Raw genomic sequence first — 18,179 nt, 5'->3', positions numbered from 1 at the left:
ACCCTCCTCAGGTGTGGGCGTAGCGGTTGGCCGGACGCGGCAGGTCCAGGTGGCCGCGCAGGGTGTCGGCGGTGTAGGCGGTGCGGGCGAGGCCGTGTTCGCGCAGGATCGGGACCAGGTCCTCGACGATCCGGTCCAGGTCGTACGGCAGCACGCCGGGGACGAGTGTGAATCCGTCGACGGCGTTGCCCGTGTACCAGGCGGCGATGCGGTCGGCGAGGACGGCGGCGGTGCCGACGAAGGCGAGTCCGTCGGGCACGGGGACGTCCGAGCGCGCGTCCAGCAGGGCGCGTTGCCGGCGGGCCTGGGGTTCGCTCTCGGCCAGGTGCACGGTGATGTCGGCGAGCACGCGCAGCTCGGCGGGGTCGCGGTCGTTGCCCTCGGCGATCGCGTGGGCGCGTTCGCGCAGTCGTCGGGCCTCGTCCGGGCCGGAGGCGTCGATGAACAGCACGTCGGCGAACCGGGCCGCGATCTCCAGCGTGTCCGGCCCGTCGACGCTGATCCCGACCACCGGCCGGCCCTGGGGCGGGCGGGGGGTGATGGAGGGGCCGCGGACGTCGAAGTAGGTGCCCTCGAAGTCGACGTAGTGCAACTTCTCCCGGTCCAGGAAACGGCTGGTGGCGACGTCGCGGATGACCGCGTCGTCCTCCCAGCTGTCCCACAGTCGACCGACGACGTCGGTGAACTCTCCTTGCTCGTCGATGAGTTCGCCGTCGGGGGCGACCGGCTTGCGGCCGAAGTGGCGGGCTTCGGCGGCGGTGCGCGACACCTTGGGCCACCAGCCGGCCCGGCCGCGGCCGACATGGTCGAGGGTGGCGATGGCGGTGGAGACGTGGAACGGTTCGGTGTGGGTGGTGGTGGCGGCCGGGATCAGGCCGATGGACGCGGTCGTCGGCGCCACGCGGGCGGCCACCGAGACCGCGTCGAGCCGGCCGGGGAGGCGGGCGGACGGCGGGCCGAGCGAGTCGTCGAGGCGGATGAAGTCGAGGAGGCCGCGTTCGGCGGTGCGGGCGAGCGCGACCCAGTAGTTCGGGTCGAACAGGTCGGCCGGGCGGGCGTGTGGCGAGCGCCACGCGGCGGGGTGACGGCCCGCGCCGTCGAGGGCGACGCCGAGGTGGGGGTGGCCGGTGGTCATGCGAACTCCCTGGGGTGAGGGGTGGGTCTGACCGGGCCGGTCGGCGGGGCGGGGCGCCGAGCGGCGCGGATCAGGCGACGGCGGCGGGGCGGCGCAGCCGGGCGGAGAACGCGTCGGCGAGTTCCTCCAGCGGCGCCACGCCCTCGGTCTGTATCCCGCCGGCGGCGGTGACGAAGCGTTCGTGCACGAACCAGCCCTGCGCGACGTGGTCGGCGCCGAGCGAGGTCAGCACCGGGCGCAGCGCGTAGTCGAGGGCCAGGACGTGTGCGGGGGTGCCGCCGGTGAGGACCGGAAGGATCTCCTTGCCGCGCAGGGCGAATTGGGGGAGCACGTCGAGGAACGTCTTGAGGACGCCGCTGTAGGCGGCCTTGTAGACGGGGCTGGCGATGACGAGGGCGTCGGCGTCGGCGACCCGGGCCAGGGCCGCGCGCAGGTCGGGGTCGGCGAAGTCGGCGTGCAGGAGGGCCTGGGCGGGCAGGTCGCGCACGGCGAGGGTGGACACGTCGTGCCCGTCGGCGGCCAGCCGGGCGGCGACGTGGCGGGCGACGGCGCCGGTGCGGGAGGTCGCGGAGGGGCTGCCCCATACGGTCAGGACGGTTGCCATGGGATTACCTCGGTTCGGGTGGTTCTGGGGTGGGGTTGGGGGCGGGGGTACGGATCGGCGGCGTTTTGGTCCGGGGGCGTCGGGTCGTGCGCCCCGGGGCGGCGCGGGTGTGTCGAGGAGGCGGATGGGGTGCGCGGCGGTCGGCCGGGGTGCGGGGTGACCGGCGGCCGTCCGTACCCGGGGGCGACTTGCCCGCTATGGCCGTCCGGGGTTGGGGTATTCGCCGCTTTTCGGGCCGCCGAAGCGGGCCGTGGCGGGTCTACCCGTGCGCCTCGACGGCGGGCCGGGCGTGGCGGCGGTGGCGTGTGACGAGTCGGTCGGGTGTGCCGATCCGGGACGATCGGGCGCCGGCCGCGCGGCTTCGGCCGCGTGCTCGTACCCCTGCTGCGGTCAGCGACAACAGGCGGCGCTGGTGACGCGCCCGAGGTCGATGTGGAGGCGGGCGGACAGCAGCCAACCGGCGGCGGACCTGACCGCCCCGTCGCTGCGTCGCGCGTGGTGCGCCACCGGGATCCCCTCGCTGGGCCGTGGCGGAGTGCCACGGCGAGATGGTCCGGAACCTAACCCGCCGGGCGGTGCTCGGTCAATTGTCCGAAGCCGGCCGGGGTGGTCGGCATCGGGCATTCGTCGGGTGGGCGGGCGGGGGCGGTGGGCTGCGACGCGGTTGCCTGCGGGGCTGCGGACTCGGGGGCTGTGGGCCGCCGGGCTGTGGGCCGCGGGGCTGCGGGGCTGCGGGGCTGCGGGGCTGCGGGGCTGCGGGGCTGCGGGGCTGCGGACCCATCCGATCCGAAGTGGGAGCCAAGCGGCTCGTGGTTCCCTCGGGCATGGCCAAACCGGGCGTCATAGGCGAAAGGTTCGCTCTGTGGACAGGGAAAGATGCTCCACCTCGGATCACATCACGCTCTCGTTCGGCCGGAAGAAGGAGTGGGCGTCGGGGCCGGTGCGGTGGACCGAGGTCGTCCGGGACTCGCTGTGCGGGATCGTGCTCACGGTGCTGGTGGCGGCGGGGATCGTCGTGGTGTTCGACCCGGAGGCCCTCAGCGGATTCCTGGGCCTGATGCTGGTCCTGAAGATGATGGCGCTCGACTGGCACATCAGGGCGCGGCACACCTTCGGGTGCGCCGCCAAGTTGGCGACGCTGACCGTGTTCCGCATCTACGACTACATATTCTAGGAACCCGAACTTGCGCTGCCCTCAAGGCATTTCGTGAGCGCTCCAGGCGCGGCGGCCGGCCGATCGGGGCCGTTCGACGTTGACAACTCGTCGGACGGCTCCGTAGCGTCGACGTCGTGAGCCCCGACCTCTTCCTCGTGTCGTGCCGCCCCATCGACCTGTGTCGTGTGGCCGGCGGGCTGTGTCGTCCGCGCGGCTGACCTCGCCGCCGCGCTCCTCGGTCTGACCGTGCGCCGCCATCCGCGGTGCCGCCCCGAGGACTCCTGAGCTCCCGCCCGGGTTTGCGCACCCGGCCTTGTGGCGCAAGGCCCCTCTCACCCGATTCCCACCCGATCGAACCGCTGCCGCGTGGTGTCCCGCAGTCCGGATGTCCGCGCGCGCCGGTTCGGGTACTCCTGCTGTGCCCCACGAGGGGAGAGCCATGCCCGACCATCCGTCCGGCCGTTTCCGCCCCGTCGCCGTCTGCATCGTCGGCGCCGGTCCGGGCGGTGCGTCCGTGCTCGAACGCCTGTTGGCCAACGTTCCCGAACTCCTCGGCGACCGCCCGCTGCACATACACGTCGTCGACCCCTACCCGCCGGGTGCGGGCCGGGTGTGGCGGCGGGCCCAGTCGCCGCTGCTGTGGGCCAATTCGTTGGCCGCCGACATCACGTTGTTCACCGACGAGGCATCCACGATCGCGGGGGCGATCCGGCCGGGACCCTCGCTTGCCGAGTGGGCCGCGGCGCGTGCCCGGGAGCTGAGCGAGGGTGGCGGTTCGGACGATCTGGCGCCGTTCGCCCGTGAGTTGGCCGAGTGCACACCGACGTCGTTTCCGTCCCGACCGTTGCTGAGCGCCTATCTGGCCTGGTTCTTTCGGGCGTCGGTGGCGGGTGCGCCGGCGAACGTACGGGTGTTGGTGCACCAGACGGTGGTGGTGGACGTCACCGACGGACCGCGTCGACAGCGGGTGCACCTGGCCGGGCGCAGGCCGCCGCTCCAGGTGGACGCGGTGATCCTGGCCCAGGGCCACCTGGACGTCGAACCCTCGCCCGACGAGCGCGAGCAGATCAGGTTCGCCCGCCGGCACGGGCTGGCCTACATCCCGACGGGGTACACCGCCGACCTCGACCTGGACGCGCTGCGCCCGGGCGAGCCGGTGTTGGTTCGCGGGATCGGATTGGCGTTCGTCGATCTGATGGTGCGGCTCAGCCACGGACGCGGCGGTACGTTCGAGCGCGACGCGGAGGGCGTATTGCGCTATCGGCCGTCGGGGCGCGAGCCGCTGTTGCTGGCGGCGTCGCGGCGCGGGGTGCCGTACCGGTCCAAGACCGGCTACGCCTGGGCGGGCGAACGGCCGCCGCTCCCCCGCCACTTCACCGTGGCCGCGGCGCGGGAGGCGACGGACCTGTGGCCGTTGATCCTCCGGGAGTTGGCCGGCGCGCACTACCACCGGCTGTTCACCGCGCACGGCGAGCGGACCACGATGGAGTGGGCGGAGTTCGACGCGGAGTTCGCGGCGGCGGACGATCCGGACGAGGTGGTCGCCCGGGCGGTGCCGGATCCGGCCGACCGGTTCGACCCGGAGCGGTTGGATCGGCCGATACAGGGGCGGCGGTTCGCCGATGAAGCCGCCTTGCAGGACTGGATGTTCGCGCACATCGAGGGCGATCTGGCCCGGCGGCACGATCCCGCGTACAGCCAGGATCTGGCGGTGATACACGCGTTGTTGAGCGTGTACGGGGTACTGCTGCGGCTCCAGGACGGCGGCGACGGCGGTGCACAGTCCTTGGCGCAAGTGCCCAGGCTTCTCGGCTTCTTCAGCTACCTGGCCAGTGGACCGCCGGGGCCGCGCCTGGAGGAGATGTCGGCGCTGGCCAGGGCCGGCGTGGTGCGTTTCCTGGGCGAGGATGTGACGATCACCGCCGACGAGGAGGCGGGTGCGTGGTGGGCGTCGAGTCCGACCGTGCCGACGGCGCGAATACGGACCCGGGCGCTCGTGGAGGCCCGGTTGCCCGAGCCCTCGCTCGCCCGCACCCGGGACGCGCTGCTGCGCCGGCTGGCCGCGCGCGGCGACGCGGCGGCGGATCCGACGGGCCGACTGGCGACCCGGGTCGGCGACCGCAGGTTGGTCGACGCGCGGGGCGCGGTACATCCGGACCGGTTCGCGGTGGGGCACGGCGTGGCGGGCGGTGCCGGGAGCGCGGGGTTTTCCCGGCCGCGCTTCGACGCACCGTCGTTCCGGGTCAACGACGCGTTGGCCCGAGGCGTATTGGAGCATGTACGGACCGCCGATCCGACGGTGGATCGGGCGGTCGACGGCGCCGCCGACCGGACCGGGACACGGGTCGGGAGGCGGACCGGTGAGCCGAGCGGCGATCGGTTGGAACTCGTGACAGGAGCAAGTCAGTGACCATACAACTCGGTTATGCGAGCCCCGTCGATCTCGACCGCTACGGACCGTACGGCGTGACGAACCCGGAGTATCCGTTCGTCGGAGCGATCGGTGACGCCGAGTTTCCGGCGGAGGCCGGGCGATATCACGTGTACCTGGCGCACGGTTGCCCGTGGGCGCACATCGTCGCGATCGTACGACATGCGCGCGGTCTCACCGGGATCGTCGGCGCGTCGTACGTGGACGAGGAACGCGACGCCCGCGGCTGGGCGTTCCGGGAGCGGTTCGGCCCGGATCCGGTGAACGGGTTCACCCTGCTGCGGGAGGCGTACGAAGCGACCGTGCCCGGGTACGCGGGACACATCTCGGTGCCGACGCTGTGGGATCGGCAGACGCAGCGGATCGTGTCCAACGCCTACGACGCCATCCCGAACGATCTCGCCGTCGCCTTCCCGGAGTTGGTCGGCGAACAGGCCGTGGACCTGTACCCGGAGGATCTGCGCGAGGCGATCGACATCACCGACACCGACTTCGCCACCGCCGCGCGCAAGGGCGGACTGTGGACGTCGGAGGAGGGTGAGACGATCCATACCCTGGAGCGCTCGGACGCGCATCTGGCCGACAAGCGCTACCTGTTCGGGGATCGGCTGACCATCTCGGACGTCCGGTTCTGGGTGAAGCTGGTGCGCTTCACGGAGACGTACCGGGCGGCGATCGCCGAGGACGGGCGCACGCTGGTCGACTACCCGCACCTGTGGGCGTACGCGCGTGACCTGTACAGCCGGCCGGAGTTCCGGGAGACCACGGATCTCGCGGTGCTGGCGGAGAGCCGGCAGCGGCGATTCCCCGAATCGCCGGCGTCGCCGACCGCCGCGCAGTGGGCGTCGGCGCAGGATCGGGCCGCGTTGGGGTGAGCCGGACGACCCGCGAGGTTCGCGGAGTTCGCCGGTCCGGCTTCGGTCGGGTCGGTGTCGGTCCTGTGGGATGTGCGCACGTCGGGACGCGTGCGTAACGGGGATCCCGAGGTGCGGGACCGGTTCGAGGGTGCGTGGCCGGACGGAGGGGGCCGGCGGCGCAGCCCCGTAGGGCCGGGCGATCCGGTGCGGAGGCCCATCGGATCGCCCGGGCCGAGGCGGCGGCAAAGGTTGAGCACAAAGGCCTGGTGGAGTGGCCGAGAGGTTAGGCAGCGGCCTGCAAAGCCGTTCACGCGGGTTCGAATCCCGTCTCCACCTCGTAGTCCCGATGGAGTGGCCGAGAGGCAAGGCAGCGGTCCGCAAAACCGTGTACGCGGGTTCGAATCCCGCCTCCATCTCCGAAGCGGCGCGCGGGCGTCGCGTAGATGTCCATGCGTGCCGGCTGCGACGGGCCGGGCGCTGCGGTGCGGTGCGTGGTGCGTGGTGCATGTGCGCGCTGCGTTGTGCGCGCTGCGTGGCGCGTGGCGCGTCGTTGTGTGAAGGCCGACGGGCCCGAAGGGGTCGGGCGGAAAAGATTCGGACGCCGGGTGAACCTTGGCTCCCTTTGGGCCGCCCAAACGATGGACGCCGTTCACCCGGAGTCCGGAGAATGTCCCGAACCTGTCCCTTTCACATTTCGGAGGCTCTGGGTGACATTCCGTCAGCAATCGTCTCGACGACGATCCGCGTCGGTATCGCGGCGCCGGATCGGTGTCGTGGCCACGACCGTGGCCGGCGCCCTCGCCGGCACCGCGCTCGTCGTCGCGCCCGCTCCGGCCGTCGCGGCGCCGGCCGTGGACGTACTGCTCGCCGAAGTGTACGGCGGTGGCGGCAACAGCGGCGCGACCCTGACCAACGACTTCGTCGAGTTGGCCAACAAGGGTTCGGCCGCGGTCGCGGTCGACGGTTGGAGCGTGCAATACCTCCCGGCCGCGCCCAAGCCGACCTCGGCCTGGCAGGTCACCGCCCTGACCGGCTCGGTGGCGCCGGGCGGCCGGTACCTGATCGGCGAGGCCAAGGGCGCGGGCGGCACCGTCGCGCTGCCCGCTCCGGACGCCGCGGGCGCGATCAACATGTCCGGCACCACCGGCACCGTCGCCCTGGTCCGCGGCACCGCCGCGCTCACCTGCCTGACCGCCGCGGACTGCCTCGCGGACGGGCGGGTCGTGGACGTCGTCGGCTACGGCGACGCGGTGGTCCGCGAGGGCACCCCGGCGGCGGCCACCACGAACTCCACCTCGGTGGCCCGCACTTCGGCGCTCGCGGACACCGACGACAACGGCGCCGACTTCGCGGCGGGCGCGCCGACGCCGCTCAACGCGCGTGGGCAGGGTCCGACCGACCCGGGCGGCGGCGAGCCGGAGCCGACCAGTGCGCGGATCCACGACATCCAGGGCACCACGCGGGTGTCGCCGAAGAAGGGCGCGCGGGTGACGAGCGTGCCCGGTGTGGTCACCGGCATCCGCGGTTTCGGTACCGCGCGCGGCTTTTGGTTCCAGGACACCCTGGCGGACGACGATCCGCGCACGTCCGAGGGGCTGTTCGTGTTCACCGGTTCGGTGACGCCGAAGGTCGCGGTCGGCGACGCGGTGAAGGTGACCGGTCGGGTCGACGAGTTCTATCCGGGGGGCGCGGACATCGGCGGCCAGTCGTTGACCCAACTCGCCGACGCCACCTGGGTAATCGACGCCTCCGGTCAGGCGCTGCCCGCCCCCGTGCTGCTCGACGCGGCCACCGTGCCGGACGCGTACGTGCCCGTCGGGGCGCCGTCGATCGAGGCGCTGCCGCTGGAGCCGACGAAGTACGCGTTGGACCTGTACGAGTCGCTCGAAGGCCAATTGACGCGCGTAGCCGACTCGCGTGTGGTCGGCCCGAGCAACTCGCACGGCGAGTTGTGGGTCACCGTCGAGCCGACGCAGAACCCGACCGCGCAGGGCGGCACGCTGTACGCCGGCTACGACGCGCAGAACAGCGGTCGGATCAAGGTCTCCTCGCTGATCCCGTTCGCCCAGGAGCCGTTCCCGCAGGCGAACGTCGGCGACACGCTCACCGGCGAGACCACGGGCCCGTTCACCTACGACCAGTTCGGCGGGTACACGCTGGCCGCGACGACCCTGGGCAAGGTCACCAAGGGCGCGTTGACGCCGGAGACCACGCGGGATCAGAAGAACTCCGAACTCGCGGTCGCCACCTACAACGTGGAGAACCTCTCCCCCAAGGACCCGCAGGCGAAGTTCGACCGCCTCGCGAAGGGCATCGTCACCAACCTGTCGACGCCCGACGTGGTGGCCCTGGAGGAGATCCAGGACAACAGCGGGCCCACCAACGACGGTGTGGTGGCCGCGAATCAGACCCTGGACCAGTTGGTCGCGGCGATCAGCGCCGCGGGCGGGCCCGCCTATTCGTGGCGTTCGATCGAGCCGGTCGACGGCAAGGACGGCGGCCAGCCGGGCGGGAACATCCGCACGGCGTTCCTCTTCGACGCTACGCGCGTGGAGTTCGTGGACCGTCCCGGCGGCGGCTCGACCAGCGCGGTGGGTGTGCGCAAGGACTGGCTCGGGCGCACCCAACTGACCCAGTCCCCGGGCCGGGTGGCCCCGACGGACGCGGCGTGGGACAACAGCCGCAAGCCGCTCGCGGGCGAATTCCGCTTCCGCGGCAAGACCGTGTTCGTGATCGCGAACCACTTCGCCTCCAAGGGCGGCGACCAGGCGCTGGACAGCCGATTCCAGCCGCCGACGCGCGGTTCCGAGGTGCAGCGGGTGGCGCAGGCGAAGGTGCTGCGCGCCTTCGTGGACGAACTGCTCCGCTCCGACCCGCGGGCGAACCTGGTACTGCTCGGCGACCTGAACGACTTCGCGTTCTCCCCGACGTTGAAGACGCTCACGGACGGCGGGGCGCTGCGCACGATGGTCGACACGCTGCCGGCGAACGAGCGGTGGGGGTATGTGTTCAACGGCAACAGCCAGATGCTCGACCACATTCTGACCAGCCCTCGGCTCACCCGATTCGAGTACGACATCGTGCACGTGAACGCGGCGTTCGCGGACCAGGCGAGCGATCACGATCCGCAGGTGCTGCGCGTGCATCCCAGTACGGGCAACGACTTCCTGGACCGGCTGGAGCGGTTGTGGGAGGAGCTGTTCGAGCGTTCGTAGCCGGAACTGCTTCGAGGTGATGGTGCGTCGACTCGCGCCCGGTGTCGGTGGTTTCGGCATCGGGCGCGAGGCGTTTTGCGGGAGTGGGTAGGGATCGGCTGCGGGTGCGGGTGTGGGCGCGGGTGTGGGTCGTTTGCGGGTGTGGGCGGGGGTCGGGCGCGGGCGCGGGTCGGGCGTCGGCCTATTCGGTTGGCTGCGGTGCCAGCGCCCGGGCGGCGGCTTCGGCCAGGGCGCAGGCGTCGGCGACGCAGTCGTAGTCGACGTGTTCGGGCAGGTCGGTGTGCAGGTGGTAGTGCGGGATCAGCTTCTGGTCGTCGATGGAGACGAGCGTCGCGGTGGGGTAGCCGTGCCGGTTGGGCACCACGCCGTCGGTGGAGCTGCGCGAGCGCAGGCCGGTCAGGACCTTGATGTCGTTGCGGGTGGCGCACTCGGAGAGCAGGTTGTTGAACGGGACGTCGTAGGGCTCCATGCGCAACGGGCCCTCGGCTTCGAGGAGTACGAGGTTTCCGGAGCCGACGGTATCGACGTTCAGGAACCAGGTGCGTTCGCGGTCGAGGTCGGGGAAGTGTCGGCGGGCGAAGCCGCGGATGCCCTCCTGCAGGGCCTCTTCGGCGCCGGCGGAGACGAGCAACACCCTTACGCCGTTGACGGGTTCGGCGCGCAGTGTGCGGGCGAGGGCGACCAGTACGGCCACCCCCGACAGGTTGTCGTTGGCGCCGGGGACCGCGCGGCTGCGGCCGATCTGGGTGAACGCGGCGGTGGACAGGGCGGCGAGGCCGATGCCGGCGCGGCGCAGGCTCTTGGCGCCGGTGGCCGCGCCGAGCGCGATCAGGGCGGGGCCGGCGACGACCGGCCACCACAGCGGCGGGTTCTCGCTCACCCGGTCGATCAGGTGCGGGTAGCGGGTGGCGAACCAGCGTGCGGCTCGTTCGTCGAACACCGCGCCGGTGGGCGCCGCGTCGTGGTGGGCGGTCACCACGAGGGTGCGTGGCGCGTCCGGGTCACCGACGGAGGCAACCACGTTGTGGGCGCTGCGCCGGCGACCGCCGAGGGCTCGGCGGGCGTATTGGTGGCGGTAGGAGATGTCGTCGGCGATGCCCAGGGTCGCCGCGGCCGCGACCGCCGTTGCGGCGAGGCGGGAGCGGCCGGCGAGCAGGCCGGCGGCGGTGGCCAGGGCGGTGAGGGTGCCGATCGGGCGGGCGTAGGAGGTGTACGCCGGCTCCTCCTCGACCGCGGCGTCGGTCGCGCCCAGCGTGCGCAGCAGATCGGCTATCCGGTGCGCGGCCTCCCGCTCGCCGGCCGAGGTGGGCAGCCGTTCGATCTCGGCCAACGGCTCGATCACGGCGCGCAGTTCGGCTTCCGTGGGCCGGCGTGAGCGGTGCTTACGGCCGGTGCCGCTCGGGTGCGGATCGGTTCCCCCATGGCTCGTCATCCCGCCACGATGCCACGCGGGGGCGGGCGGCGTCCGAGGGGAACGGGCGTTTGTCGTCGATGGGTTGTGGTGGGGGTGGGCGGCTGCGGGTGCGGTCCCGGCCGCCGGCGCCCTCCACCCGGCCCGGGGTCAACTGCTCCGCGTCGAGGCGTCCTTGGCCCCGGGCAGGTCGTCGGTCGCCTCGGCCGCCTCGATCCCCTTGGTGTCCGCGTCGGCGGGCGCGGCGTTCTTGCGGGTGGCCAGTACCGCTCCGCCCAGGATCAGGACGAACGAGGCGCCGATCGCGAGGGTGAACGTCTCGTCCAGGATCAGCACGCCGGCCGCCACCGCGACCGCCGGGTTGACGTACGTGATGACCGTGGCGCGGGCCGCGCCGACCTCGCGGACCAGTTCGAAGAAGATCACCATCGCGATCGCCGTGCACACCAGGGCCAGTACGCCGATCGCGGCGAGCGCCTTGCCGCCCGGCGCGTGCGCCGGCCACTGCACGGCGGCGAGCGGGGTGTACACCAGTGCGGTGAAGCCGAGGCACACCACGGTCATCGGCAGGCTCGGCACATCCTTGAGCCGGCGCTCGGCCACCAGCGCCGCGCCCGCGTAGCACAGGGCCGTGGCCAATACCTCGACCGCCGCCCACGGGTCGCCGCCGCCCAGCGTCGGCCCGGCCAGTACCGCGACCCCGCCGAACCCGATCGCGAGCCCGGCCCACCGCACCGGTCCCATCCGCTCGGTGCCGCCGGTCAGGTAGACCAGTACCGCCCCGAAGATCGGCACGGACGCGATCAGCAGCCCGGTGGTCGAGCTGGACAGCCGCCGCTCGGCGTCCGAGAGCAGCCACCACGGCCCGACGAACTCGGTCACCGCGAAGACGAGCAGCGGCCACTTGTACGGCGCCAGCCCGCGCATCCCCCCGCCGCGCAGCGCGAACGGCAACAGCAGCAGGGCGCCGATCCCGGTACGCGCGAACACCAGCACGCCCGGCGACACCTCGTCCACCGCGACCTTGATCAGCAGGTATGGGATCCCCCAGATCACGCACATGCACGCGAACAACAACGCTCCACGACGACTCACGGCCGTGTCCCCTCAATCTCTGGATCGAAGAGGATGATCGACCACGCGGGGCCGATCGGTCTAGAACGTTGTTGCACGGCGTGCTACAGCACGCTGTCGCGCAGCACGCTGCTGCGGTAGCCGGCGGGCGTGACGCCGAGTACGCGGCGAAACCACCGGCCCAAATGCGCCTGGTCCGCGAAGCCGACGGCCAAGGCGGCCCCGGCGGGCGTCATCCCGCGGGCCAGGAGCTCCTGGGCGCGGGCGACGCGGTGCTGGGCGAGCCAGGCGTACGGGGGCAGGCCCGCCACGTCGCGGAAGGCGCGCAGGGTCTGGTAGCGGGACAGGCCGATCCCGGCCGCCAGCTCGCTCAGCGACGGCGGCTCGACGAGCTGGTCGGCCAGCCGCTCCCGGACGGCGCGGGCCACCCGGGCGGCGTCCGGCGAGGTGCGGCGGCGCGCCTGCTCGCGGACCGCGTGTCGGCCGACGAGGGCGCGCAGCACCTCCACGAGCCGGGACTCGCCCTCGAAGGCGTCCCCGCCGGCGGTCAGGTGCACGTGTACGGCGACCATCTCGGCGGCGAGCGCCGGGTCGGCGACGATCAGCGACGGGAAGTGCGGCGCGGGGCCGGGCAGGTCCTCGCCGACCAGGGTGGTGGAGGGGTAGAAGACCCGGTAGGCGTACCCCTCGGGGATGCCCGGCCCGCCGGTGTGCGTCTCGCCCGGCTCGGCGACGACCACCGCGCCGGGGCCGGAGCGGTGTACGGCGCCTCGGTAGTTGATCTGCTCGATGCCCTCGACGCAGACGCCGATCGCGTACTCCTCGTGCGCGTGCGGGGCGTAGCGGTGCCGCCGGAAGCGGGCGGTCATCAGGTCGAGGGGCGCGTCCTGGACGCCGTGTACGCGGGTCCACACGGCGCGGTCCACGGCGGCGGGGCCGAGGGCGTCGCCGCCGCCTCGGCCCGCGCGTCGTGCCCCGGGGTCGGGCTCACCACTCATGTCGGTTCGCTCTCAGATATCCGTGTACGGCCCGCCCGGGCACGATGGGGTCGAACCACTCCTCCGGGCCGGGGTCCGACAGGCGCGGCTCGACGCTCTCGGGGTCGTCGGAGGCCGCGTCGCTGAAGGTCACGAAGGCGGCCTCGACGTCGTCGTCGTACAGCCCGTGCCGCTCCAGCAGCGACGCCGCCTGATCCACCAGCAACCGCAGCGCCATCTCCTCGGCGAAGCAGCCGGGCGGCGCCCACTCGCTGCCGGCGAGCCGCCCGGTGACGGTGACCGCGGCCACCACGAAGCGCCGGACGAACCCCTCCTCGGTCAGCGGCAACGCGTCGAGGACGAAGAACGAGGCGCCGTCCTCCTCGCGGAGATTGACGAGGTCGGTGAAGAGGAGGTCGATCAAAACCCCGACGGAGGCGGCCACGGCGCCCGCCGCGAGCCGGGCCTTCTCCTCCGGCACGTCGGGCTGCGCGGTGTCGGGCTCACACCCGAACGCGTCGAGCCCGAACGCCCGCACCCCCGCCGCCTGCCGCTCGATCCGCAGCCGCTCCTCCGGCATCGGCCGCCGCGCCCGCATGGTCGGATCCTCCGCCGGCGCGTCCGGCCCCTCGGCGGCCAGCAAACTCTCGTACACGAGTTCGTCGTGCAACTGCACCTCGCTACGCACCACCCGCCAATCCGCGAGCAACACGCTGGCCTCCAACACCGCGAGCACGATCTGCCGAGCCGTCCGCTCGGCCGCCTCCAGTGTCGGCGCGTCCACCGACAACAACACCCCGGCCCCATCCGACCGAGGCGCGACCCGATGGTCCACCAGATCCACCCCGACCCCATCCGCCTCCTCGAACCCCTCCACGGCATCGAGCCCATCACTCAGCAACGCCCCGACCCCGAGCCGCTGGAGTTCATCCAGATCGGGATAGGTCTCGAGGGGCACGACATCGACATTCACCGGATAAGCCACCCGAAGATCTTCCCGGACCGCTCCCCCACCCCGACCCCCGACACCACCGAACAACCACGTGGCGGACCACCCCTCAAGTGCGATATGGTTTCCGTGTTCGGCCAACCGAACACCGGGACGTGGCGCAGCTTGGTAGCGCACTTGACTGGGGGTCAAGGGGTCGCAGGTTCAAATCCTGTCGTCCCGACGGTGTTTGACGCGGTCACGCGCAGGTCAGAGCCCTGTTTCACTTCGGTGAGGCAGGGCCCTGACCGGTTGGTGGGCCTGTTTCGTCTCACAATTTCTCACATCCCGGTTTCGGGCCTCTCCAGGCTCAGCAGTTCGGTGAGTTTGTCGGATCCCGCCTTCAGGCTCTGCGGATCCGGGTGCACGTAGGTCCGCTTCGTGAAGCCCAGGTCCGTGTGGCCGGCCCAGGCCGAGACCACCGTGTCCGGGACGCCGTTGTTCGCCATCCAGGACAGGATCGCGTGACGGGCGAGGTACAACCGCACCCGACGCACGCCGGCCAGTTCCATGAACCTGTACGCCCTGCGGCGGAGCATGTCCGTCTTCATCGGGTTGCCGAGTTCGTCGACCAGGACGTAACCGCTCGCGTTGTACGCCTCGCCGGCGGCCAGCTTCTCCCGGGCCTGGATCGCGCGGAACGTCTTCAGACCCTGGACGACGGGCGACGGCAACGGCAACGTCCGGGACCCGGCCCGGGACTTCGGTTCCTTCTCCACGACCTTGTTCCGCTCGCCCCTCGCGAGGGCGCGGTCGTAGACGATGGTCCGGGTCCTGGCGACCTTGACGGTCCCGGCCGCCAGGTCGACGTGCTCCCACCGGACCCCGCACACCTCGGCGGGCCGTTCGGCGATCAGCGTCAACATCATGGCGCCGTACAACCGGCGATGCTCGATGGCCCCGATGAACGTCCGCACCTCCGTCTCGTCCCACGGCGGGTCGTCGCGCGTGAGCGCCGCGGCCTGCTGCCGGGCCTCGCGCGTGATAACCACGTACTGGGCGACGTTGGACACGACCCAGAAGCGGCGCCTCGCGAACGTCAGGGCCGACCTCAGCCGTCCGAGGGTCAGCTCGACCGCGCGCACGCTCAGCCCGGTACCCGGCTTGCCCCCGCGCCGCCGTCCGCTGGAGATCATCCAGTCGACGAACTTCTCGACGTCCGACTCCGTCAGCTGCTGGATCTGCTTGTGACCGAGGCGGGTCCGCACGGGCAGAACCGCGCTCGTGTAGTTCGAGCGGGTCCCCTCCTCCAGGCCGCGGGTCGCGGATTCCAGCCACGCGTCGAGGAGTTCGTCCACGGTCATCTTGTTGGGCGCGACGAACGTGCCCCGTGCCTGCTCGTGGATGATGCGGGCCCGCTCGTTCTTCGCCTCCGTGAGCGTATCCCGCGTGACGGTGAGCTGATTGCGCTTGCCGTCCTCTTTCTTCTTGCCGATGTCGATGACGAACCGGTATCGCACCTTGCCGTTCTTCAGTTTGATCTTCTTGATGGTCGGATCCGCTGCCGCCACTGCACTCCAGTCCCGAACGCTCAGATGTCCGAGCCGCCCGCCCCGCCCTCGAGGCGGTCGGCGTGGTCGTGCGCGCGTGGATCCGAGACGGGGTCCGCGGTCCCGACGGCGGCCGAGACATCGGCCTCCAGGCCCGCGGCGGTGGCGTGCACCGCGTCCAGTTGCTGCTTGAGGCGGACCACGGTGGTCGCGAGTTCCCGGACGTCGGCCCGGGTCACGGCCCGGGAGGCCCCCCGCTCGTCGCCGTGGCGCAGGACGCGGTCGCGATACTCCGCGACCGCGACGTGTACGCCGTCCCCGAGTTCGATCGCGGACTCCGCCCACCGTTCCACCGGCAGAAGCAGGTCCGGGATCGTCGATTCCAACACGCGCGACAGCGCGAGGAGGTCGGACGCGGCGAACGATCGGCGGCCCTTCTCGGCCGCCGACACGGCCTGGCGACTCCAGGCGTGGCCCAGTTGGTCCTCCACGGCGCGTCCGAGGTCGGCCTGGGAGAGACCGCGCGCCTCGCGGATGCGACGCACGTTTCGGCCGATCAGGTGCTCGATCTTCACAATCCAACCTCTCGTGATGTCAGGATGAGAATGACATGGGAGATGTGGATTGACAACCGGTGGGACATCGCGGAGCGTGTGATTCGGCCGTAGAACCGCACCCCTGGAGTAGCCGTCATGCCGAACACCGCGTCCCCGGCCCCGACTCGGCCCACCCTCGCGGACGTGCGCGAGTGGCCGGCCACCGTCGCCGTGAGCCAGGGCGCACGAGCCCTCGGGATTTCCGGCTCTCACGCCTACGAACTCATCAGGCGCGGCACGTTCCCGGTGCGTGTCCTGACCCTGGGAACCTCGCAACGCGTCGTCACGGCCTCGCTGATCGCGCTTCTGGAGAAGGCGTAGGCCGTGGGCGGACGACGGTCCGAGACGGCTCCGCCCGACCGCAACTTCCGATGCGGTCGGGCGGATAAGCGCCGAGGGCGTCCCCATAGCGGCGGCTCACCGACGGGAGCACCCTCGACGCGCTCATGGGGTGCCGGCGCGTCCGTCGACGCGGATCGACGTCGACGAATTGATCATCCGTTCTATCGCGCGCGCGCCGGATTGAGGAGAGTAGCAAGCACGTTCGATTGTTTCGGTGAGATTATGTCCCGAATCGGCAGATTCAGGTTTTCGGCATTTCGAAAAGAAAGCCGTTCGGCACGCTCGAGACTGGGGCCCGCGCACCCGGCGAAGCCGCGGCGCATCCGGAATGCCGTGTTCCATTCCTAGCCGGTCGACACGTGAGCCCGAAAGATCGTTCGACCAACCGACTTCGCTCCGTAACCGCCTCGGGAGGCGCTCTCCGAAGGGATGTCAGTCTCCGTCCCCCATGGCGAGGATGGACGCGGTGAGCGGATTGTCCGGGTCGAGCCGCTGCCCCATGGACTCGGCGCGCTGAATGCGAACGCCACGGTCCTTGCGCACCTCGTCCCGCAGGATGTCGGCGCGCAGGTTCTGGTCGACGCGGGCGAGGAGGATCGCGATCAACTGCGGCACCTCCGCGACCGAAACCGTGAACGTCCGGAACTCATAGGCGTCGTCGGGGCCCTGACCGGGCCACGTGTAGCGGGCAACGAGCAGGTCGTTCCCGTACTCGAAGTCGAGCAGTGTCCGGCCGGGTTCGGGCATGGCTTCTCCATCTCGATCGGTGTGGCGGGGCATGGGTGGGTATCAGTCCCGATCGCGGTCGAGGATCAGGTCGATGTAGCGCGGTGAGAATCCCGTGGCTCGTGCGATGGCCTCGACGGGCACGCGGTCGCGGGCGGCGTTGGCGACGGCGGTCCGCACCTCGGCCGCGGCGGCACGACAGCGATCGCGAGGCGTCTGCGCGGCCGATATCGGGTCCGGACAGGTCGCGTGCAGGCGCCGGTGCGCGGCAACGGCCGCGGTGAGGCGCACGAACGTCTCGGTCACGATGGCTCCGGCGATGGGTTGTGGGTTTGCGGTGCTGCATGTGGTGTCCCGCCCGGCCGCCGTCGGGGGTTGGCTACGGCCGGGCGGGAGTCGGGGGCCCGGCAGCGCTGCCACACCGCCGGGCCGAGGGCCGCCCGTCGAACGGTGCGGTCGGCCCGCCGGGGTTCCGGCCCGGCTGCGCGGTGGGAGGCGCGGGCCGGGCCGGATGCCGCGTGCGGTCCCGTACCGCAGCGGCGGGAAGGCGGCCCGTCAGCCGCCGGGACGGGTGAGTCGGGTCATCAACCGCTTCCGGGCAGCGCGCTGGCAGCCAGCGTATGCACGGCGACGCCGATGGCCGCGCACAGATGTGCACCATCCGTGAGCCGCACCGCGCCGTCGACCATCCGAGGATGCTCGACCCACCAGGCCATGGGCTTCCACGGAGCTGGTGGTGGGACTGGGGTGGGCAGCCACAGGTAGGTACCTGCGGACAGGTACCGCGCCTGGGCAACGGCCGAGAGGCCGGAATCGGCGACGAGTTCCGTCCAACGATCTCGACCGCGGGGTGCAATCAGGAACGAGAGCCTGCCCAACTCGGTACCGACGACGGGGCCGAGGTCATTCGCGGCCTTGAGGAGTGAGCACGCCTCTTGTCCGAGGTCGGTGGCGACAACCACGACATCGAACAGGGGGCCGACCGAGACAACCCGAACCGCAGGCCCATGCAGCTGGCTCACGATTCCGCCGACGCCAGGAGAGGTGCCGACCTGGGCAAACCACTCGGTGACCTGCTCGTCTTCCACGATCGGTTCCCTTCGGTTGCCTTCCGACGTAGGCACGATAGGGGCGACAGACGGCAGGTACCCGAGCTGTGGGCTCGGGTACTCCCGTA

16 protein-coding genes and 3 tRNA genes are annotated in these 18,179 nt (G+C 71.6%); 8 read left to right on the top strand and 11 right to left on the bottom strand.

Features of this window, described 5'->3' with window-relative positions:
* Window positions 1–7: 7 nt before the first annotated feature.
* Entirely contained in the window at window positions 8–1,135 is a 1,128-nt protein-coding gene (locus B4N89_RS28120) for an LLM class flavin-dependent oxidoreductase (RefSeq protein ID WP_078978572.1), read from the bottom strand.
* Between the two features lie 70 nt (window positions 1,136–1,205).
* Window positions 1,206–1,739, bottom strand: a complete 534-nt coding sequence (ssuE, locus tag B4N89_RS28115; RefSeq protein WP_078978571.1) for an NADPH-dependent FMN reductase — start codon at window positions 1,737–1,739, stop codon at window positions 1,206–1,208.
* An 862-nt stretch (window positions 1,740–2,601) separates the two neighbouring features.
* Between ssuE and B4N89_RS28110 the strand changes: the two genes are divergently transcribed.
* The 6 genes from B4N89_RS28110 (at window position 2,602) to B4N89_RS28085 (ending at window position 9,398) form a co-directional block, all read left to right on the top strand.
* Window positions 2,602–2,913 (top strand): hypothetical protein, encoded by a 312-nt coding sequence (locus tag B4N89_RS28110; RefSeq protein WP_078978570.1) that lies wholly within the window; start codon window positions 2,602–2,604, stop codon window positions 2,911–2,913.
* Between the two features lie 421 nt (window positions 2,914–3,334).
* A complete protein-coding gene (locus B4N89_RS28105) occupies window positions 3,335–5,305 on the top strand; it encodes an FAD/NAD(P)-binding protein (RefSeq protein ID WP_078978569.1) in 1,971 nt (656 codons plus the stop codon).
* Complete coding sequence (locus tag B4N89_RS28100) at window positions 5,302–6,201, top strand: glutathione S-transferase C-terminal domain-containing protein (protein ID WP_078978568.1); 900 nt, start codon at window positions 5,302–5,304, stop codon at window positions 6,199–6,201. The genes B4N89_RS28105 and B4N89_RS28100 overlap by 4 nt, the downstream gene beginning before the upstream one ends.
* 247 nt (window positions 6,202–6,448) lie before the next feature.
* Window positions 6,449–6,519: transfer RNA gene (locus tag B4N89_RS28095), tRNA-Cys, on the top strand.
* 9 nt (window positions 6,520–6,528) lie between these two features.
* Window positions 6,529–6,599 (top strand) — tRNA-Cys (locus tag B4N89_RS28090).
* Between the two features lie 357 nt (window positions 6,600–6,956).
* A complete protein-coding gene (locus B4N89_RS28085; protein WP_078978567.1) occupies window positions 6,957–9,398 on the top strand; it encodes an endonuclease/exonuclease/phosphatase family protein in 2,442 nt (813 codons plus the stop codon).
* 181 nt (window positions 9,399–9,579) lie between these two features.
* Here the strand turns inward: B4N89_RS28085 and B4N89_RS28080 are convergent, their stop codons facing one another.
* The 4 genes from B4N89_RS28080 to B4N89_RS28065 form a co-directional block, all read right to left on the bottom strand.
* On the bottom strand, window positions 9,580–10,830 hold the full coding sequence (locus B4N89_RS28080) for a M28 family peptidase (RefSeq protein ID WP_078978566.1): 1,251 nt from the start codon (window positions 10,828–10,830) through the stop codon (window positions 9,580–9,582).
* 129 nt (window positions 10,831–10,959) lie between these two features.
* On the bottom strand, window positions 10,960–11,904 hold the full coding sequence (locus B4N89_RS28075) for a DMT family transporter (protein ID WP_078978565.1): 945 nt from the start codon (window positions 11,902–11,904) through the stop codon (window positions 10,960–10,962).
* Window positions 11,905–11,987: 83 nt separating this feature from the next.
* Entirely contained in the window at window positions 11,988–12,752 is a 765-nt protein-coding gene (locus B4N89_RS28070; RefSeq protein WP_235618989.1) for a helix-turn-helix domain-containing protein, read from the bottom strand.
* A 118-nt stretch (window positions 12,753–12,870) separates the two neighbouring features.
* On the bottom strand, window positions 12,871–13,818 hold the full coding sequence (locus B4N89_RS28065; protein ID WP_078978563.1) for a hypothetical protein: 948 nt from the start codon (window positions 13,816–13,818) through the stop codon (window positions 12,871–12,873).
* A 140-nt stretch (window positions 13,819–13,958) separates the two neighbouring features.
* Here B4N89_RS28065 and B4N89_RS28060 point away from each other — a divergent pair.
* Window positions 13,959–14,032: transfer RNA gene (locus B4N89_RS28060), tRNA-Pro, on the top strand.
* A gap of 97 nt (window positions 14,033–14,129) precedes the next feature.
* Here B4N89_RS28060 and B4N89_RS28055 read toward each other — a convergent pair.
* Window positions 14,130–15,359 (bottom strand): site-specific integrase, encoded by a 1,230-nt coding sequence (locus B4N89_RS28055; RefSeq protein WP_078978562.1) that lies wholly within the window; start codon window positions 15,357–15,359, stop codon window positions 14,130–14,132.
* A 20-nt stretch (window positions 15,360–15,379) separates the two neighbouring features.
* A complete protein-coding gene (locus tag B4N89_RS28050; protein WP_161500842.1) occupies window positions 15,380–15,913 on the bottom strand; it encodes a helix-turn-helix transcriptional regulator in 534 nt (177 codons plus the stop codon).
* A gap of 117 nt (window positions 15,914–16,030) precedes the next feature.
* Between B4N89_RS28050 and B4N89_RS28045 the strand changes: the two genes are divergently transcribed.
* A complete protein-coding gene (locus tag B4N89_RS28045; protein WP_078979688.1) occupies window positions 16,031–16,255 on the top strand; it encodes a hypothetical protein in 225 nt (74 codons plus the stop codon).
* Between the two features lie 453 nt (window positions 16,256–16,708).
* Here the strand turns inward: B4N89_RS28045 and B4N89_RS28040 are convergent, their stop codons facing one another.
* The 3 genes from B4N89_RS28040 to B4N89_RS28030 form a co-directional block, all read right to left on the bottom strand.
* Window positions 16,709–17,023, bottom strand: a complete 315-nt coding sequence (locus tag B4N89_RS28040; protein WP_078978560.1) for a hypothetical protein — start codon at window positions 17,021–17,023, stop codon at window positions 16,709–16,711.
* Between the two features lie 42 nt (window positions 17,024–17,065).
* A complete protein-coding gene (locus tag B4N89_RS28035) occupies window positions 17,066–17,308 on the bottom strand; it encodes a hypothetical protein (RefSeq protein WP_078978559.1) in 243 nt (80 codons plus the stop codon).
* Window positions 17,309–17,586: 278 nt separating this feature from the next.
* On the bottom strand, window positions 17,587–18,090 hold the full coding sequence (locus tag B4N89_RS28030; protein ID WP_078978558.1) for a hypothetical protein: 504 nt from the start codon (window positions 18,088–18,090) through the stop codon (window positions 17,587–17,589).
* Window positions 18,091–18,179 lie beyond the last annotated feature (89 nt).

Source organism: Embleya scabrispora (assembly GCF_002024165.1).
GTDB lineage: Bacteria > Actinomycetota > Actinomycetes > Streptomycetales > Streptomycetaceae > Embleya > Embleya scabrispora_A.
Note: the sequence above shows the minus strand (reverse complement) of the source record. Positions and strands in the feature narration are given on the sequence as shown.